Annotated in this window: 15 protein-coding genes; 8 read left to right on the top strand and 7 right to left on the bottom strand. The window is 69.9% G+C overall.

Features of this window, described 5'->3' with window-relative positions; genetic code table 11:
- Positions 1 to 77: 77 nt before the first annotated feature.
- Entirely contained in the window at positions 78 to 383 is a 306-nt protein-coding gene (locus L8F96_RS15030) for a hypothetical protein (protein WP_334656469.1), read from the top strand.
- 39 nt (positions 384 to 422) lie between these two features.
- On the opposite strand, the gene L8F96_RS15025 is transcribed toward L8F96_RS15030, so the two are convergent.
- From L8F96_RS15025 to L8F96_RS15000, 6 genes are all read right to left on the bottom strand, one after another.
- Positions 423 to 1,157: a Crp/Fnr family transcriptional regulator gene (locus L8F96_RS15025; protein ID WP_334656468.1), complete on the bottom strand. Its 735-nt coding sequence runs from the start codon at positions 1,155 to 1,157 to the stop codon at positions 423 to 425.
- Between the two features lie 517 nt (positions 1,158 to 1,674).
- A complete protein-coding gene (locus L8F96_RS15020) occupies positions 1,675 to 1,848 on the bottom strand; it encodes a hypothetical protein (RefSeq protein ID WP_301091915.1) in 174 nt (57 codons plus the stop codon).
- A 170-nt stretch (positions 1,849 to 2,018) separates the two neighbouring features.
- The gene (locus L8F96_RS15015; RefSeq protein WP_334656467.1) at positions 2,019 to 2,591 is read right to left on the bottom strand and encodes an SAM-dependent methyltransferase; all 573 of its coding nucleotides are present in this window, start codon (positions 2,589 to 2,591) and stop codon (positions 2,019 to 2,021) included.
- Positions 2,588 to 3,223: a PIG-L deacetylase family protein gene (locus L8F96_RS15010; RefSeq protein ID WP_334656465.1), complete on the bottom strand. Its 636-nt coding sequence runs from the start codon at positions 3,221 to 3,223 to the stop codon at positions 2,588 to 2,590. Before L8F96_RS15010 ends, L8F96_RS15015 begins: the two co-directional genes overlap by 4 nt.
- Before the next feature lie 29 nt (positions 3,224 to 3,252).
- Positions 3,253 to 4,236, bottom strand: a complete 984-nt coding sequence (locus L8F96_RS15005; protein WP_334656464.1) for an acyl-CoA dehydrogenase family protein — start codon at positions 4,234 to 4,236, stop codon at positions 3,253 to 3,255.
- Complete coding sequence (locus tag L8F96_RS15000; protein ID WP_334656463.1) at positions 4,233 to 5,246, bottom strand: glycosyltransferase family 2 protein; 1,014 nt, start codon at positions 5,244 to 5,246, stop codon at positions 4,233 to 4,235. The genes L8F96_RS15005 and L8F96_RS15000 overlap by 4 nt, the downstream gene beginning before the upstream one ends.
- A gap of 200 nt (positions 5,247 to 5,446) precedes the next feature.
- On the opposite strand from L8F96_RS15000, the gene L8F96_RS14995 reads away from it, so the two are divergent.
- The 6 genes from L8F96_RS14995 to L8F96_RS14970 all read left to right on the top strand — a co-directional run bounded on the left by L8F96_RS14995 (position 5,447) and on the right by L8F96_RS14970 (position 11,671).
- Positions 5,447 to 6,349 (top strand): LysR family transcriptional regulator, encoded by a 903-nt coding sequence (locus L8F96_RS14995; RefSeq protein WP_046407635.1) that lies wholly within the window; start codon positions 5,447 to 5,449, stop codon positions 6,347 to 6,349.
- 128 nt (positions 6,350 to 6,477) lie between these two features.
- On the top strand, positions 6,478 to 7,023 hold the full coding sequence (locus tag L8F96_RS14990) for a nuclear transport factor 2 family protein (RefSeq protein WP_334656462.1): 546 nt from the start codon (positions 6,478 to 6,480) through the stop codon (positions 7,021 to 7,023).
- A gap of 81 nt (positions 7,024 to 7,104) precedes the next feature.
- On the top strand, positions 7,105 to 7,689 hold the full coding sequence (locus L8F96_RS14985; protein ID WP_145120933.1) for a 2Fe-2S iron-sulfur cluster-binding protein: 585 nt from the start codon (positions 7,105 to 7,107) through the stop codon (positions 7,687 to 7,689).
- The gene (locus tag L8F96_RS14980; protein WP_334656461.1) at positions 7,686 to 8,678 is read left to right on the top strand and encodes an FAD binding domain-containing protein; all 993 of its coding nucleotides are present in this window, start codon (positions 7,686 to 7,688) and stop codon (positions 8,676 to 8,678) included. The genes L8F96_RS14985 and L8F96_RS14980 overlap by 4 nt, the downstream gene beginning before the upstream one ends.
- Positions 8,675 to 10,897, top strand: a complete 2,223-nt coding sequence (locus L8F96_RS14975) for a xanthine dehydrogenase family protein molybdopterin-binding subunit (RefSeq protein ID WP_334656460.1) — start codon at positions 8,675 to 8,677, stop codon at positions 10,895 to 10,897. Before L8F96_RS14980 ends, L8F96_RS14975 begins: the two co-directional genes overlap by 4 nt.
- A 30-nt stretch (positions 10,898 to 10,927) precedes the next feature.
- Positions 10,928 to 11,671: an SDR family oxidoreductase gene (locus tag L8F96_RS14970; RefSeq protein ID WP_334656459.1), complete on the top strand. Its 744-nt coding sequence runs from the start codon at positions 10,928 to 10,930 to the stop codon at positions 11,669 to 11,671.
- On the opposite strand, the gene catB is transcribed toward L8F96_RS14970, so the two are convergent.
- Positions 11,658 to 12,305: a type B chloramphenicol O-acetyltransferase gene (gene catB / locus L8F96_RS14965; protein ID WP_334656458.1), complete on the bottom strand. Its 648-nt coding sequence runs from the start codon at positions 12,303 to 12,305 to the stop codon at positions 11,658 to 11,660. The two genes, L8F96_RS14970 and catB, sit on opposite strands and share 14 nt — an antisense overlap.
- A gap of 329 nt (positions 12,306 to 12,634) precedes the next feature.
- On the opposite strand from catB, the gene chrA reads away from it, so the two are divergent.
- A complete protein-coding gene (chrA, locus tag L8F96_RS14960; RefSeq protein ID WP_334656457.1) occupies positions 12,635 to 14,002 on the top strand; it encodes a chromate efflux transporter in 1,368 nt (455 codons plus the stop codon).
- Positions 14,003 to 14,011: the final 9 nt, after the last annotated feature.

Raw genomic sequence — 14,011 nt, 5'->3', positions numbered from 1 at the left:
GCGCCGGCTGGGCCGTTGATGCGGAAAGGCTATGCGCCGCCCGCGGCGGCCCGGCCTTGCAGATGAGGAGCCTTGCCATGGAACGCACCGACCATCCCGCCGCCGACCCCGAGCGGCAGACGCCGAAGAACCCCTTCGATCACGGCGAGGGGCTGTACGGCCAATCCTATTCGCCTGCGCGGGAGGAGGCGCTGCGCCGTGAGGATCCGTCTGGCGCCGTCAATGCCGATCCGGCCGGGGGCGGGGAAGGGGCAGGGGCGCGCGCCTCGGTCGATCCGGTCACCGGCGAGGCGCGCGGCAGCGGCGCGGGCGCAGCGGAGGACCCGTCGACCAAGCCGGCCGCGTGGAAGCCGGGGGCGGGCAGGAACGCCGCGAGCCGCTGAGGGACGGCTGTCCGCGTGATCGCGGCCCCGGATCGTCGGTCAGGCCGTCGCGCGTTCGGCCGGCTTGCGGAATTGCAAGTGCCTTGCGTTATAGCCGGCAAACCGGTGGATCGCGCGCAGATCGTTCAGGGTGATCTCATCGCCCTTGCGGCTGATGAGGCCGCAATCCTTCAGTTCATCGAGGTAATTTGTCGCGGGCATTGCCGGAAGGCCGCACACCGAGGCGACGTCGTCATCCGTGAGCGGAAGCGCAAAGCGATTGGCGCGCACGCGCCCGATGATCCCCAATCGCGCATGTAGCTGGCACAGCAGATGCGCGACGGTTTTCAGCGGGTCATGTTGATCGGCGTTGGCGACCCATTCGCGCAGGATGGTCAGATCGATCAGCACGCTCCTCCAGATTGCGCGTGCAAGGACAGGCACCTCGATGATGACATTGTCGAGTGCCGCGACATCGATCTTGCCGACACGACAGTCCGTCAGCGCCGTCACACCATGGTCCATGGCAGGAAGGATCGTAGCGTGGACGTTGCAGAAGTCCCCCGGGATCAGCAATTCGGTCAGCTGACGATTGCCGTCGGCCGTCATCCGGTAGCGGGCGGCCCAACCATCCAGGACGACACGGAGGCTCTCGATCCTGGTCCCTGCGGAAACAATGTCGCTTCCCGCGATGGTTCTATATTCGTTGATCCAAGTGCTATTTACCTTCGCGGCGTCTTCGTCCCGTATTCTTGTCACTGCGCGCAGTTTCGCAATCAGGGGAGAGTATGGCATCGCGTTGCGCATTCTACACGGTCACGTCCGATCCATTCCTTGCTCCTTCAACCGTTCTTGCGCAAGGCCATGGTTAACGGCGGTACAATGACATCGCTGTCGACCAAGGTTACCTGGTCCTGTACGATCAGGAGGTGCATCGTTTTCTCGCCCTAATGCGCCAATGCAGCGCCGGGTTTGAGGCGGACCGCGCCAAGTTGGCAAGGCGCAAATCTGGAACAAGGGACTGATAATCTGGCTCGTCGCAGCGAGTCACAGAAGCTTTGTTGGCGGGCGGGATGCGTGTGCGAAGGGCGATCCGATCTCCGCATGCCCTTTCATCCGGAACACGGCTGAATCTGACGCATGGCGCCGCGTGTATCGAAGCGCCTATTTCGATGTGACCGGAAACGCCGGTTAATAGACACAGCGGCGGGCCGCCTCTGCTCACTTGCCTCTGTCACACCGATCGGCCCGCCCCGCCGGGCACATCAGCTTTCCGTCAGAGAGAATAACTCAGGATCGTCCTTTCCGCAGCTCATTTGGCCGCAGAGGCAGGCAGGTTGCGTAGCTGACCACCATGCGCACGATTGAGATAGTGACCGGCCAGCGTGTAGTGCGCGCGCTTCGCGGCGGGGTTCTGTGCTGCCTTCGCCATCTGCAGCTCACTTTCGGCCCGGACGCAGAAGTATTCCTTATCGTAGATCGACATGGCAACCTCCTCGCTAGTCGATAGATGTGAGTCGGATCGCCCGCCACAACGTGGGTTAGAACAGGTCTGCGACATGGCAGGATCACTGCGTCCCGCTGCCGTATGCCGCGACATCGCGCGCGGCTTCGGTCCTGCCGGTCGTGAGCGTCGCCTCAACTTCAGCCGGTGGGTCAGGTGAGGGCGAGGACGCTCCAGCGGCCCGTCTGGCGGACAAGGCGGGATGACCAGCGGCGACCGCTTGCGGCGGCGAAGCGATCGTGGATGCCGGCCGCCTGCTGCGCGAAATCGTAAAAGGTGATGCGGTGATGGGCGAGGACGAGCCGCCCGCCGGGACGCAGCACGCCGGCCACCTGCCGCGCCAGCGCGTTCATCGCGGCGGGATCGAGATAATAGAGCAATTCAGCGATGACCACCGCGTCATAACAGGGGCGCGGCGACGGCGCGGGCACGGCGAGCTGGCGGGCACGGGCGCGCGGGGCGTGGCCGGCGATCGCGCGGGCGACCAGCCGGGTGCCGTGCGCGGTTGCCTCCGTCGCGTCGAGGCGGAGGGCGCGCGCGGCGAGCGAGCGGCTGTTGGAGCCATTGCCCGCGCCAAGTTCCAGCACGCGGCCAAGCGGGCCGGGGCCGAGCGCGTGGAGAATGGCGTGGCGCTTCACCACCTCGTCGGGCTTGTCCCACGTCGACCAGGGATCATCGCTCTGGGCAAATTTTGCCTCGAACCCGGCGAGGTCGATCGGTTTCATGCGTCCCATCCGAACCGTTCGCGCGGGGCCGCGAAGGCGGCGAGGTGGCGGTGGGTGATGGTGAAGCCCGCGGTGGCATCGGTGATCAGCCCCGCCTGGGTGCGGTAGCGGCGGATCGCGGCGCGCTTCATCGGCACGTGCGAGGCGGTAAGCGGCAGGTGCGGCCCGCGCAGCCGGCGCCCCGCGCCTGCCGGCCAGACGTGATACACCGCGCGTGCCTCCCCGCGGCGGGGGACGGCGCGCAGGGCGCGGGCGACCGCGGCGTGATCTTCATGCGCGTCATCGGCGACCGGGGCGACGATCAGATCGGGTGCGCGGCGCGACAGCAAGGCGCGGCGCAGCGCGTGGGGCAGGCGCGATGCCGGCGCGCCGAGCCCACCGTCGGGCAGGCCGAGGAAGCGGATCGCCGGCGGCGTGATGCCGATCGGGCGCAGCACGCGCCGCGTTTCGCGCCGCCGCTCCGCCACCAGCCGGGGGCGGGGCCAGCGCCGGCTGCCGGGATGCGAGGCACCACCGTCGCTGACCACCAGCACCTCCACCGTCGCGGCGCGCGCGCGAAGCCGCCGCATCAGCGCCCAGGCGGCGACCGCCTCGTCATCGGGGTGCGGCGCGATCACCAGCAGGCGGCGCACGTGGCCGAAGCCGCGTTTCCCTAGGTTTGTCACAGTGTCGGGGTCAGCAGCCCGGCGGCGACCGCCGCGCCGGCCCGGTCGCGCTGCAGATCGGGGGCGGGCTGGCGCAGATAGACGGTGAGGTCGGCGAGCGCGGCATTGAGCGGGTGATCGAGGAACATCGCCTGCACGCCAACCGCCGCCTGCGCCAGCGTCAGCACGGCCTCGCCCGCGGCATAGACCGCCGCGCGCGCCGCGGCGACATGCGCCAGCGTGTCGTCGGGGCGGTTGACGCGCCAGTTGGCGGCCGCGCGCGCGACCGCGTGGGCGGCGCCCTGTGCCGCGCGATAGAGATCGGCGAGCCGGGCGCGCTGGTGCGGATCGCCGTCCCGCCCGGCGGTGACGAGATGGTCGCGCGTGCGATCGACCACGCCCGCGATCCCGCCCGCCTGCACCGCGGCAAAACGGATCGCGCCGCCGCTGAACCATGGTTCGCGCACGTAATCGCCCGACTGGCCGATCAGCGCCTCGGGCGGGAGCACTGCGCCGTCCCAGCGGGCAAGATGCGTCTCCGACCGCTGCATCCCGCTGACCCGCCACCAGGAGCGGTCGATCGCCGGCGGCGTCTCCGTCAGGTCGACAAGCAGCAGCTGGCGGCCGCCGTCGACATCGACCGGGACCAGCGCGTGGCTGAGCAGCCCGGCGCCAGAGGCAAAGGCCTTGGCGCCCGACATGCGGCCGTCGCTGAGCGTCGCGGGGTCGCCGGGCTGATCGGCGTTCCACACGCCGAAGGCGCCGCCCGCCTGCGCGGCCGCCTGTGCCGCCTCGCGCTGCGCGGCGTTGCCGTAGCGGGCGATGATCTGCAGCGCATCGACATGCCCTTCGAACAACCGGCCGAGCGGAAGGTCGCTGCGGCCGACCGCGTAGAGCAGCCGCAGCAGGCGCAGCAGCGCGTCGGGATCAGCAGGGTCGGCGAGGCCATCCAGCCGGGGGGTGAGCGCGGCAATGTCGGCGCGGTCCAGCGGGGCGATCATGCCGCGCCCTCCAGCCGGTGCTGCTCCAGCCCCGCGATCAGCCGCTCGGCATCGGGGAGGGTGACCGTGCGCATCCCGCCCGGCGGGGCGCCGACGATCCGGGCGGCGAACGCCTCGCCATTGGCGCATTCGGCGGCCACCGCGACGATCTCCGCCAGCGGCAGGCGCAGCGGGGCGGCGAGCCGGGCATGGAAACGCCGGTCGCCGCCGTGGCGCTGGCGTGCCTCCGCCTGCATCGCATAGCGCCAAGCCTCGTCCGCCGGATGCGCCACCAGCGGCGGCTGCTCCGCGGTGTCGAGCGTCGCGAGATGCGCGGCAAAGCCGCCGCCGGCGCGGCCATCGCGCCGGGTCGATGTTGCCACCCGCACCGCGCCATCGCGGCGCAGCGCGAAGCCCAGCCGCGCCGCGGCATCGGCAAAGGTTGCATCCTCGCCATTCCCCAGCGGCGGGAAGCCGCCGGCCGCGCGATACACCGCGCTCGTCATCGCCAGGCTGGCGGCGCTGGTCCAGTGATGCGTGTCGCCCGCCTCCCACGGGACGGGATCGAGCCGGCGGCGCAGGGCGTGAAGGCGATCGTAATAGACCTCCAGCCGCGCCTGCAGTGGGGCGGCGTGGCCGGGTTGCTGCACGATCCGCCCGGCGACCACATCGGCCTCAGCCAGCCCCGCCAGGGTCGCCGCGACCCAGTCGTGCGCTGGGCAACTGTCGGCATCGGTGGTCAGCAGCAGTCCGTCAGGCGCGACCGACAGTGCAAGCGCCATCGCCCGCCCGCGCGCGAGCCCGGCATTGGACGGGCGACCTGCGTCGCAACAGTCGGTGATGATGCGATAGGGCAGCGTCGGGGCCAGCCGCCGGGCGATGGCAAGGCTGTCGTCGGCGCAATTGTCGAAGAACAGCGCCAGCGTGAAGGGGGGCGCGCCGACCTGCCGCGCCAGCGCATCGAGAAGCCGGGGAAGCCGGTCCGCCTCGTCACGCACCGGGACCGCAATCGCGACCTCAGCGCCGGTCACGACATCCTGTCGATCGCATCTCGATCATCGCCCCTGCCCCTTGTCTATCCATGTTATACGCCCGAACACAGGTTAGGCTCCCGTGGTTAGCGTTGCGGTCAGGGGAGATCGTGCCCGATCCGTCGCGCTTCGCGCGACGCAAAGGCGCCGTGCCGCGCGCGGTGCATCTATGATAGCCTTCGCACCGGAAGGGAGCGCCATTGCTGTTCGACGGCCGGATCATCGCGGGGATCACCGTGTTCGTCGCCGTGGCGCGCACGGGCAGTTATGCGCGCGCCAGCGAGTTGCTCGGCCTGTCGCGATCGGGGGTGGGGAAGGCGATCGGCCGGCTGGAGGAGCGTACCGGGCTGCGGCTGTTCGATCGCAATGCCCGCGCGCTGAAGCTTACCGACCAGGGACGCCTGTTCCTCGACGAGGCGACGCCGATGCTGGAGGCGCTGGGCCGCATCGCCACGCCAGCGGCGCCGGCCGAGATCCGCGGGCGGCTGCGCGTGTCGACCGACGGGGCGTTCGGGCCCGATGTGCTGATCCCGATCCTGCCCGATTTCCTGGCTGAGCATCCGCGCGTCCGGCTGGACGTGCTGGTGCGCGACCGGATCGACAATCTTCTGACCGACGGGTTCGACGTCGCGCTGCGCTTTGGCGATCCCGATGCGCGCGGGCTCGACAAGCAATTGCTGATGAAGAGCCGGGTGCTGACCTGCGCCAGCCCGGGCTATCTCGCCCGGCATGGCACGCCGATGGTGCCGGAGGATATTGGCGAGGAGCATCGCTGCGTCCGCCTGATCGACGATGTGACCGGGCGCCCGCATGCGTGGCATTTCATCGACGCTGCTGGGGAGACGCGCACGATCGCGCCCGAATGCGGCCTGACCGTCAACGACGCTGCCTCGCTGATCGCCGCGGCGCGCTGCGACCATGGCATCGTCCGGCTGCTCGACGTGGTGGCCGAGGGTCCCTTGCGGACCGGCGAACTGGTCGAGATCCTGCCGGAGTGGAACTGCCTGCGCTGGCCGGCCTATCTCTACACCCCCGACGACGCGCATCGCTCCCCCGCGCTGGAGGCGTTCATGGGGTTCGTGCGCAGGCGCCTGTCCGCCTGATCCCGTCGCGGCGCAGGCCTAGCCCGATCTGGCCGCGCCGCGGCCCGTCCCGCCAGGGGGGACATTTCGGCGACGAACTCGCGCGCCCGCTGCGCCGTTCTTGCAGGATCATCCGGGAGAACAACTCGTTGCCATCATCCATCATTCCTGCCGCGCTCGCGGCGGTTCTGCTTGCCGCCCCCGTTGCCGCTTCGCCGCGTCAGGATCCGGTGGCGGCGCCCAGCCGCGAACCGGCCAATCGCGAACCGGTCAGCCGCGAACCCGCCAACCGCGCGCTGATCGAGCGGGCCTTTGCGCAGTGGGCGCGCGGCGAGGCGGACGTCTTCGACCTGCTCACCGATGACGTGGTCTGGCATATTACGGGCCAGGATCCCGCGGTCGCCACCACCTACCGGTCGCGTGAGGCTCTGCTCGCGGGAGCGGCGCGGCCGCTCGCCACGCGGCTCACCGCGCCGCTTACCCCGGCGGTGCGGCGCATCTGGGCCGACGGCGACGACGTGCTGGTCCATTGGGATGGGAGTGCGCCGCTCGCCGACGGCTCCACCTATCGCAACACCTATCTGTGGATCATGACCGTGCGCGGCGATCGGGTGACGGCCGTCACCGCCTTTCTCGACAATGCAGCGTTCAAGGCCGCGCTCGCCAAAGCGCCGCGGCGCGACGCCCGCGACTGACGATTCTGTCCCCGCTGCGTCGACAAATCGGCGCGGAACGGCGGGCGTCGGCCATGCGATACGATCGCATCGCACAGAGGAATGGAGCCCGGAAACGCGGGCGCCGAGGGAGTGACTGTGGATTGGATCGACGCGGAAGCGACCACCAATATCGACCTGACGATCAACGGCACGATGCACCGGCTGGCGATCGACGCGCGCGTGACCTTGCTCGATGCGCTGCGCGAGCATCTGCACCTGACGGGCACCAAGAAGGGCTGCGATCATGGCCAGTGCGGCGCCTGTACCGTGCTGGTCGACGGCCGCCGCATCAACAGCTGCCTGACGCTGGCGGTGATGCATCAGGGCGATGCGATCACCACGATCGAAGGCATCGGCACGCCCGAGGCGCTTCACCCGCTGCAGGCGGCGTTTGTCGCGACCGACGGATTCCAGTGCGGCTATTGCACGCCGGGCCAGATCTGCTCCGCGATCGGCATGCTGGGCGAGGTGGCGGAGAACTGGCCGAGCCATGTCAGCGACGACCTTGAGGCACCCGTGACGCTCGACGCCGCGCAGATCCGCGAGCGGATGAGCGGCAACCTGTGTCGCTGCGCCGCCTATCCGCGCATCGTGGAGGCAATCGCGCAGGTTGCCGACCAGCAGGCGGCGGAGGCGGCGGCATGATCGCGTTCGACTATATCCGCCCCGCCTCCGTCGACGCGGCGCTGGCGGCGCAGGGTGCGCGGGGGGAGGGCCGCTTCATCGCAGGGGGGACCAACCTCCTCGACCTGATGAAGCTTGGCATCGAGCGTCCGCGCCAGCTGGTCGATATCAACGGCCTTGATCTGAAGGCGATCGAGGAAACGGCGGAGGGCGGGCTGCGCATCGGCGCGCTCGTCACCAATGCCGATCTTGCCGCGCACCCCCGCGTGCGGGCGCGCTATCCCGTGCTGTCGCGCGCGATCCTCGCGGGGGCGTCGGCGCAGCTGCGCAACAAGGCGACGACCGCGGGCAATCTGCTCCAGCGCACGCGCTGCTTCTATTTCTATGACCCGGCGACGCCCTGCAACAAGCGCGAGCCAGGCAGCGGGTGCAGCGCGATCGGCGGGTTCAACCGGATCATGGCGACCCTCGGCACCTCGCCGGCCTGCATCGCCTCGCATCCGTCGGACATGGCCGTGGCGATGCGCGCGCTCGACGCGGGGGTGGAGACGATCGGGCATGACGATGGCCCGCGCACGCTGACCCTCGAAACGCTGTACCGCCTGCCCGGCGATACGCCGGAGCGCGAGACGACGCTGGCACCGGGTGAGCTCATCACCGCGGTGACGCTGCCGCCGCCGCCGCCCGGACGCCAGAGCTATCGCAAGGTGCGCGACCGGGCGTCCTATGCCTTTGCGCTGGTGTCGGTGGCGGGGATCGTCGCGGTTGCTGAGGGGCGGATCAGCCATGCCGCGCTCGCCTTTGGCGGGGTCGGGACGATGCCGTGGCGCGATCGCGCAGCCGAGGCGATGCTGGTGGGCGAGGCACCCGATCGCGCGCTGTTCGCCCGCGTCGCCGACGCCGTGCTCGCCGAGGCGCGGGGCGGCGGCGCGAACGATTTCAAGCTGCCGCTGTTCAGGCGCACGCTCGTCGCCTGCCTTGCGTCCCTTGTCCAGGAGAACGCCCGATGAGCGCGACGATCAAGCTCGACGCGCCGTTCAGCCACAGCCTGGTCGACGACGCTGCCGATCAGCAGGTGGGGCGGCCGCTGCCGCGCGTCGATGGCCCGCGCAAGGTCGCCGGGCAGGCGCGCTATGCCGCCGAGCATTTCCCTGACGGCCTCGTGCATGGCGTGCTGCTGCGCGCGCCCGTCGGCAAGGGGCGGATCACCCGGCTGGAGGCGACGGCGGCGCGGGCGATGCCCGGGGTATTGGCGGTCGTCACCGACCCGCGGCTGATCCGCAACGGCGGCGACTTCGCCGGATCGGCCGCGCCGGTGCAGGGGGTGGAGGAGGTCGTCTATTTCGGCCAGCCGGTCGGCGTGGTGGTGGCCGAGACGTTCGAGCAGGCGCGCGCCGCCGCGCTCATGGTGACGATCAACTGCGCCGCCGACGATGACGGCGTGTTCGACATGGAAGCCGCGCTGGACCGCGCCGCGCCGCCGACCGACGACATTTTCGGCCTGTTTCTGATCCACACCGAACAGGGCGATGTGGAGGCGGCGATGGAGGCCGCGGCGCATCGCGTCGACGCGGTCTGGACCACGCCCAGCCACAGCCATTCGGCGATGGAGCCGCATGCCGCAGTCGCCACCTGGGAGGGCGACCGTCTGGCGCTGGACGCATCCTATCAGTCGCCCGTCACCTCGCGCGACCAGCTTGCCACCGTGCTCGGCATCTCGCCCGAGAACGTGCGCGTCCGGTCGCCCTTCGTCGGTGGCGGTTTCGGCGGCAAGCTGGGCCTGATGCCGGAGGCCGCGGCGGCAGCGATCGCGGCGCAGCAGCTGGGCCGGCCGGTCAAGGTCGCGATGACCCGGCAGAACGTCTATGAGACGACCGGCCGCCGCCCCGCCACGCACCAGCGGCTGCGGCTGGGCGCTGATGCCGACGGCCGTCTTACCGCGATCGCGCATGAGACGATCACCGACCAGCTGGCCGGCGAGAGCTTCTTCGAGCCCGCCGGCATCGCCACGCACCTTCTGTATGCCGGAGCCAATCGCCTGATCGATCACAAGGTGGTGCGGGTGAACAAGCTGCTGGCGGTGTCGATGCGCGCGCCCGGCGAGGCAGCGGGGCAGCTTGGGCTGGAATGCGCGATGGACGAGCTGGCCGAGCAGCTCGGTATCGACCCGGTCGATCTGCGCCTGCGTAACGAGCCGGATCGGCACCCGGAGGACGGCATGCCCTTTTCCAGCCGCGCGCTGGTCGATTGCCTGCAGCGCGGGGCGGAGCGGTTTGGCTGGTCGAAACGCAACCGCACGCCGGGCGCGATGCGCGATGGCGAATGGCTGATCGGGCACGGCATGGCCGCATCGGTGCGCGGCAATCTGTACGGGCCGAGCGCGGCGCGCGTGTCGATCGGCGGCAACGGCCAGGTGACGATCGACAGCGAGATGACCGACATCGGCACCGGCACCTATACGATCCTGACGCAGATCGTCGCCGATCTGCTCGGCGTGTCGGCCGACCGGGTGGAGGTGCGGCTGGGCGATACCGACAGCCCGCGCAGCGCCGGGTCGGGCGGCAGCTGGGGCGCCGCCACGGCCGGGTCGGCGGTCTATGCCGCGTGCGAGGCGCTGCGTGCGCAGCTGGCGGCGGCGGCCGGTGTGCCGCTGGCAGAGGCGCGCTTTGCCGACAATGCGCTGATCGCGCGCGGCGCGCGGCATCCGCTGGCGCGGCTCGCCGGTGAGGGGATGAGCGTCGAGGGGGCGACCGAGCCGGGCGAGAACAATGCGCGCTACAGCCAGGCGGCCTATGGCGCGCATTTCTGCGAGGTGCGCGTCAATGCGGTGACCGGCGAGACGCGAGTGTCCCGCTGGAACAGCGTCTTCGCTGCGGGCCGTATCTTGAACCCGCGCACCGCCACGTCGCAGGCGATCGGCGGCATTGTCTTCGGCATTGGCGCGGCGCTCACCGAGGAACTGGTGCACGACGCGCGGACCGGCAAGGTCGTCAATCGCGACCTCGGCGAATATCATGTCCCCGCGCATGCCGACATTCCCGCGATCGACGTCCTGTTCCTCGACGAGCGCGATTCCATCGCCAATCCGCTGCTGCTGAAGGGGGTGGGGGAGCTTGGCACCTGCGGATCGGGCGCGGCGGTGGCCAAAGCGATCTACAATGCAACGGGTGTTCGCGTCCGGGAGTTTCCCGTGACGCTCGACAAGCTGCTGCCCGGCCTGCCGGACTGACGCCTTGTCCCTCAGCGCACAGGAGCGACGATGAAGAACAGCGGCAACACGATCCTCATCACCGGCGGCGGATCGGGGATCGGGGAGGCTCTGGCGCATCGGTTCAACGATGCCGGCAATACGGTGATCGTCGCCGGGCGGCGGCGCCCCGCCCTGGAGGCGTCGATCGCTGGCCGCGCCAACATGCATGCGATCGAGCTCGACGTGACGAGCGCGCCAGCCATCGCCGATTTCGCGCGGCGCCTGCTGGCCGAGCATCCGGACGTCAACGTTCTCGTCAACAATGCCGGCATCATGCGGATGGAGCCGCTCGACCGGGCACGCGACCTCAGCGATGCGGAGGCGACGATCACCACCAACCTGCTGGGCCCGATCCGGCTGATCGATGCGCTGATCGACCATCTGGTCGGCCAGCCCGATGCCGCGATCGTCAACGTCAGCTCCGGCCTCGCCTTCGTCCCGCTGGTCGCGACGCCCACCTATGACGCGACCAAGGCGGCGATCCATTCCTACACCGTCGCGCTGCGCCATGCGCTTGCCGGCCGCGTCGAGGTGATCGAGCTTGTGCCCCCGGCGGTGCAGACCGGGCTGACGCCGGGGCAGGAAACGCGCGAGGGATATCTGCCGCTGGACGCGTTCATCGATGAGGTCATGACGCTGTTCGCGCAGGACCCGACCCCGCCCGAGATCCTGGTCGAGCGGGTCGGCTTCCTGCGCAATGCCGAGCGCGAGGGGCGGTTCGACGAGGCGCTGGCGACGCTCAACAGCCGCTAGGCGCCCCGCGCACTCTCGCGTGCCAATGGTCGTACAGCGCGGCAATGTCGCCGCTGGTCAGGATCGGCATCGCCTCCTGCAAGGCTTCGTCGGTCCAGTCCCACCAGCGCATGTCCAGGAGGCGCGCGATGTCCGCCGGCTCGAAGCGGTGGCGCAGCACGCGCGCCGGGTTGCCGCCGACGATCGCATAGGGCGCGACGTCCCTGGTCACGAGGCTGCGCGTGCCGATGACTGCGCCGTCGCCGATGGTGATGCCGGGCATGATCACCGCCTCCGACCCGATCCACACGTCATTGCCGATGACCGTGTCGCCCGCCGGCCGGAACCCGTTCGCCGCGCCGGCAAAGCTGGGGACGTCGGGCATCCAATAGAAGGGAAAGGTGCTGATCCAGTCGCTGCGATGCCCCTGGTTGCCGGCCATGATGAACGCCGCGCCCGATCCGATCGAGCAGAAGGAGCCGATGATCAGCCGGTCGACGCCCGGATCGGGCAGGAGATAGCGGGCGCAATCGTCGAAGCCGTGGCCGTGATAATAGCCCGAATAATAGCTGTAGCGCCCGACCGAGATGTTGGGATTGGTGACCTGCTGGTCGAGCGTGATGCCCTTGAACGGGCTTTCGAAAACCTGCTGCATGGGTGAAGATCCGTAGGAAATTGGCAGAGCAACGGGGCAGGGGATCGCATGGATACCCTGCCGCGGCCGCTCCCGTCATCGACGGAAGGGCGCGATTCAGCGGCTACTCGGCGTGATCTTCATGCCGCGATCATGCGCCAGGCGCACCGCCCTGCCAACCCTCGTGCACGCAGCCGCGCCGCCGATTGACACGGGCCGGGCGGCGTGGCTCATTCGTCCTTTCGGGACAGGGCCGCGCTCGTTCCGGCATGATCATGCGAGGGAGGGGGCGCCATGTCTGCTGTCCGTGACCGGCCATCGCCTCCGTCGTGCAGCGCCGCGGTCGCATCGTGACAGCGCCGCCGCCGGTGACCCTGGGTGAGGCCTCCCGCGTGTGGCTGCGCATCGCCCTTTTGTCCTTTGGCGGGCCGGCCGGGCAGATCGCGGTAATGCACCGCATCCTCGTCGACGAGAAGCGCTGGATCGGCGAGCATCGGTTCCTGCACGCGCTCAATTACTGCATGATGCTGCCCGGCCCCGAGGCGCAGCAGCTGGCGACCTATATCGGCTGGCTCCTGCACCGGACGAGGGGCGGGATCATCGCCGGCGTGCTGTTCATCCTGCCCGGCGCGATCTCGATCATGGCGCTGAGCTGGATCTATGTCCTCTACGGCCGGCTCGGCATCGTCTCGGCCTTGTTCTTCGGGTTGAAGGCGGCGGTGCTGGCGGTGGTGGTGCAGGCGGTGGTGCGGATCGGCAGCCGCGCGCTGCGCAGCGGCGCCGCGCGCGCACTGGCGGCGGCGGCCTTTGCGCTCATCTTCTTCGCCGGCGTGCCCTTTCCGCTGATCGTTCTGGGTGCCGGCATCATCGGATGGTGGTCGGCGCGACGCGGCAGCGCGGCGTTCCAGGCGGGCGGCCATGGCAGCACGACGGGGACGATCGTTGTCGACGCCGACACCGTGCTGGGCGAGGAGCTGCCCGACCATGCCCGGCCCGGCTGGCGCGCGGCGGCGCGCACCGCGATCCTCTGGCTGGCCTTGTGGCTGGTGCCGGTCGCCGCGCTGATCGCGGCGCTTGGCCCCGACAATGTGTTCAGCCGCATCGCGACCTTCTTCTCCACCATGGCGATGGTGACGTTCGGCGGCGCCTATGCGGTGCTTGCCTATGTCGCGCAGCAGGCGGTGGAGAGCTATGGCTGGCTGGCCCCGGGCGAGATGCTGGACGGGTTGGGACTGGCCGAAACGACGCCCGGGCCGCTCATCATGGTGCTCCAGTTCGTCGGTTTTCTTGGCGCCTATCGGGATCCCGGCGTGCTGTCGCCGCTCCTCGCGGGTACGCTCGGCGGGCTGCTCGCGACCTGGGTGACGTTCGTGCCGTGCTTCCTGTGGATCTTCCTCGGCGCACCGTTCATCGAGCGGCTGCGCGGCAATGTGGCGGTGGCGGGCGCGCTTTCCGCGATCACCGCCGCGGTGGTCGGCGTCGTGCTCAACCTGGCGATCTGGTTCGCGCTCCACACGCTGTTTCGCGAGACGGCCAGTATTTCGGCGGGCCCGCTGCGCTTCGACGCGCCGGTGCTATCCAGCATCGACCCCGCGGCGCTGGCGCTATCGCTGGGTGCCGCTGCGGCGATCTTCGTGCTGCGGGCGGGGGTCATCACGACGCTGCTTGCAACCGCCGCGGCGGGGCTGGCACTCTACGCCCTTGGCTGGATCCGGTAACGGCGCGGC

It is taken from the genome of Sphingomonas panaciterrae, assembly GCF_036890205.1.
In the GTDB taxonomy this organism is placed as follows: Bacteria; Pseudomonadota; Alphaproteobacteria; order Sphingomonadales; family Sphingomonadaceae; genus Sphingomonas; species Sphingomonas panaciterrae.
The sequence above is the reverse complement of the archived record's forward strand: the minus strand, read 5'-3'. Positions and strand labels throughout refer to the sequence as shown.

Bases quoted from the DNA above. Each gene is read 5' to 3' on its own strand.
- L8F96_RS15030 (WP_334656469.1), top strand. From the start codon at position 78: ATGGAACGCACCGACCATCCCGCCGCCGACCCCGAGCGGCAGACGCCG.
- L8F96_RS15025 (WP_334656468.1), bottom strand. From the start codon at position 1,157: ATGCCATACTCTCCCCTGATTGCGAAACTGCGCGCAGTGACAAGAATA.
- L8F96_RS15020 (WP_301091915.1), bottom strand. From the start codon at position 1,848: ATGTCGATCTACGATAAGGAATACTTCTGCGTCCGGGCCGAAAGTGAG.
- L8F96_RS15015 (WP_334656467.1), bottom strand. From the start codon at position 2,591: ATGAAACCGATCGACCTCGCCGGGTTCGAGGCAAAATTTGCCCAGAGC.
- L8F96_RS15005 (WP_334656464.1), bottom strand. From the start codon at position 4,236: ATGATCGCCCCGCTGGACCGCGCCGACATTGCCGCGCTCACCCCCCGG.
- L8F96_RS14985 (WP_145120933.1), top strand. From the start codon at position 7,105: ATGGAGCCCGGAAACGCGGGCGCCGAGGGAGTGACTGTGGATTGGATC.
- L8F96_RS14980 (WP_334656461.1), top strand. From the start codon at position 7,686: ATGATCGCGTTCGACTATATCCGCCCCGCCTCCGTCGACGCGGCGCTG.
- L8F96_RS14975 (WP_334656460.1), top strand. From the start codon at position 8,675: ATGAGCGCGACGATCAAGCTCGACGCGCCGTTCAGCCACAGCCTGGTC.
- L8F96_RS14970 (WP_334656459.1), top strand. From the start codon at position 10,928: ATGAAGAACAGCGGCAACACGATCCTCATCACCGGCGGCGGATCGGGG.
- catB (WP_334656458.1), bottom strand. From the start codon at position 12,305: ATGCAGCAGGTTTTCGAAAGCCCGTTCAAGGGCATCACGCTCGACCAG.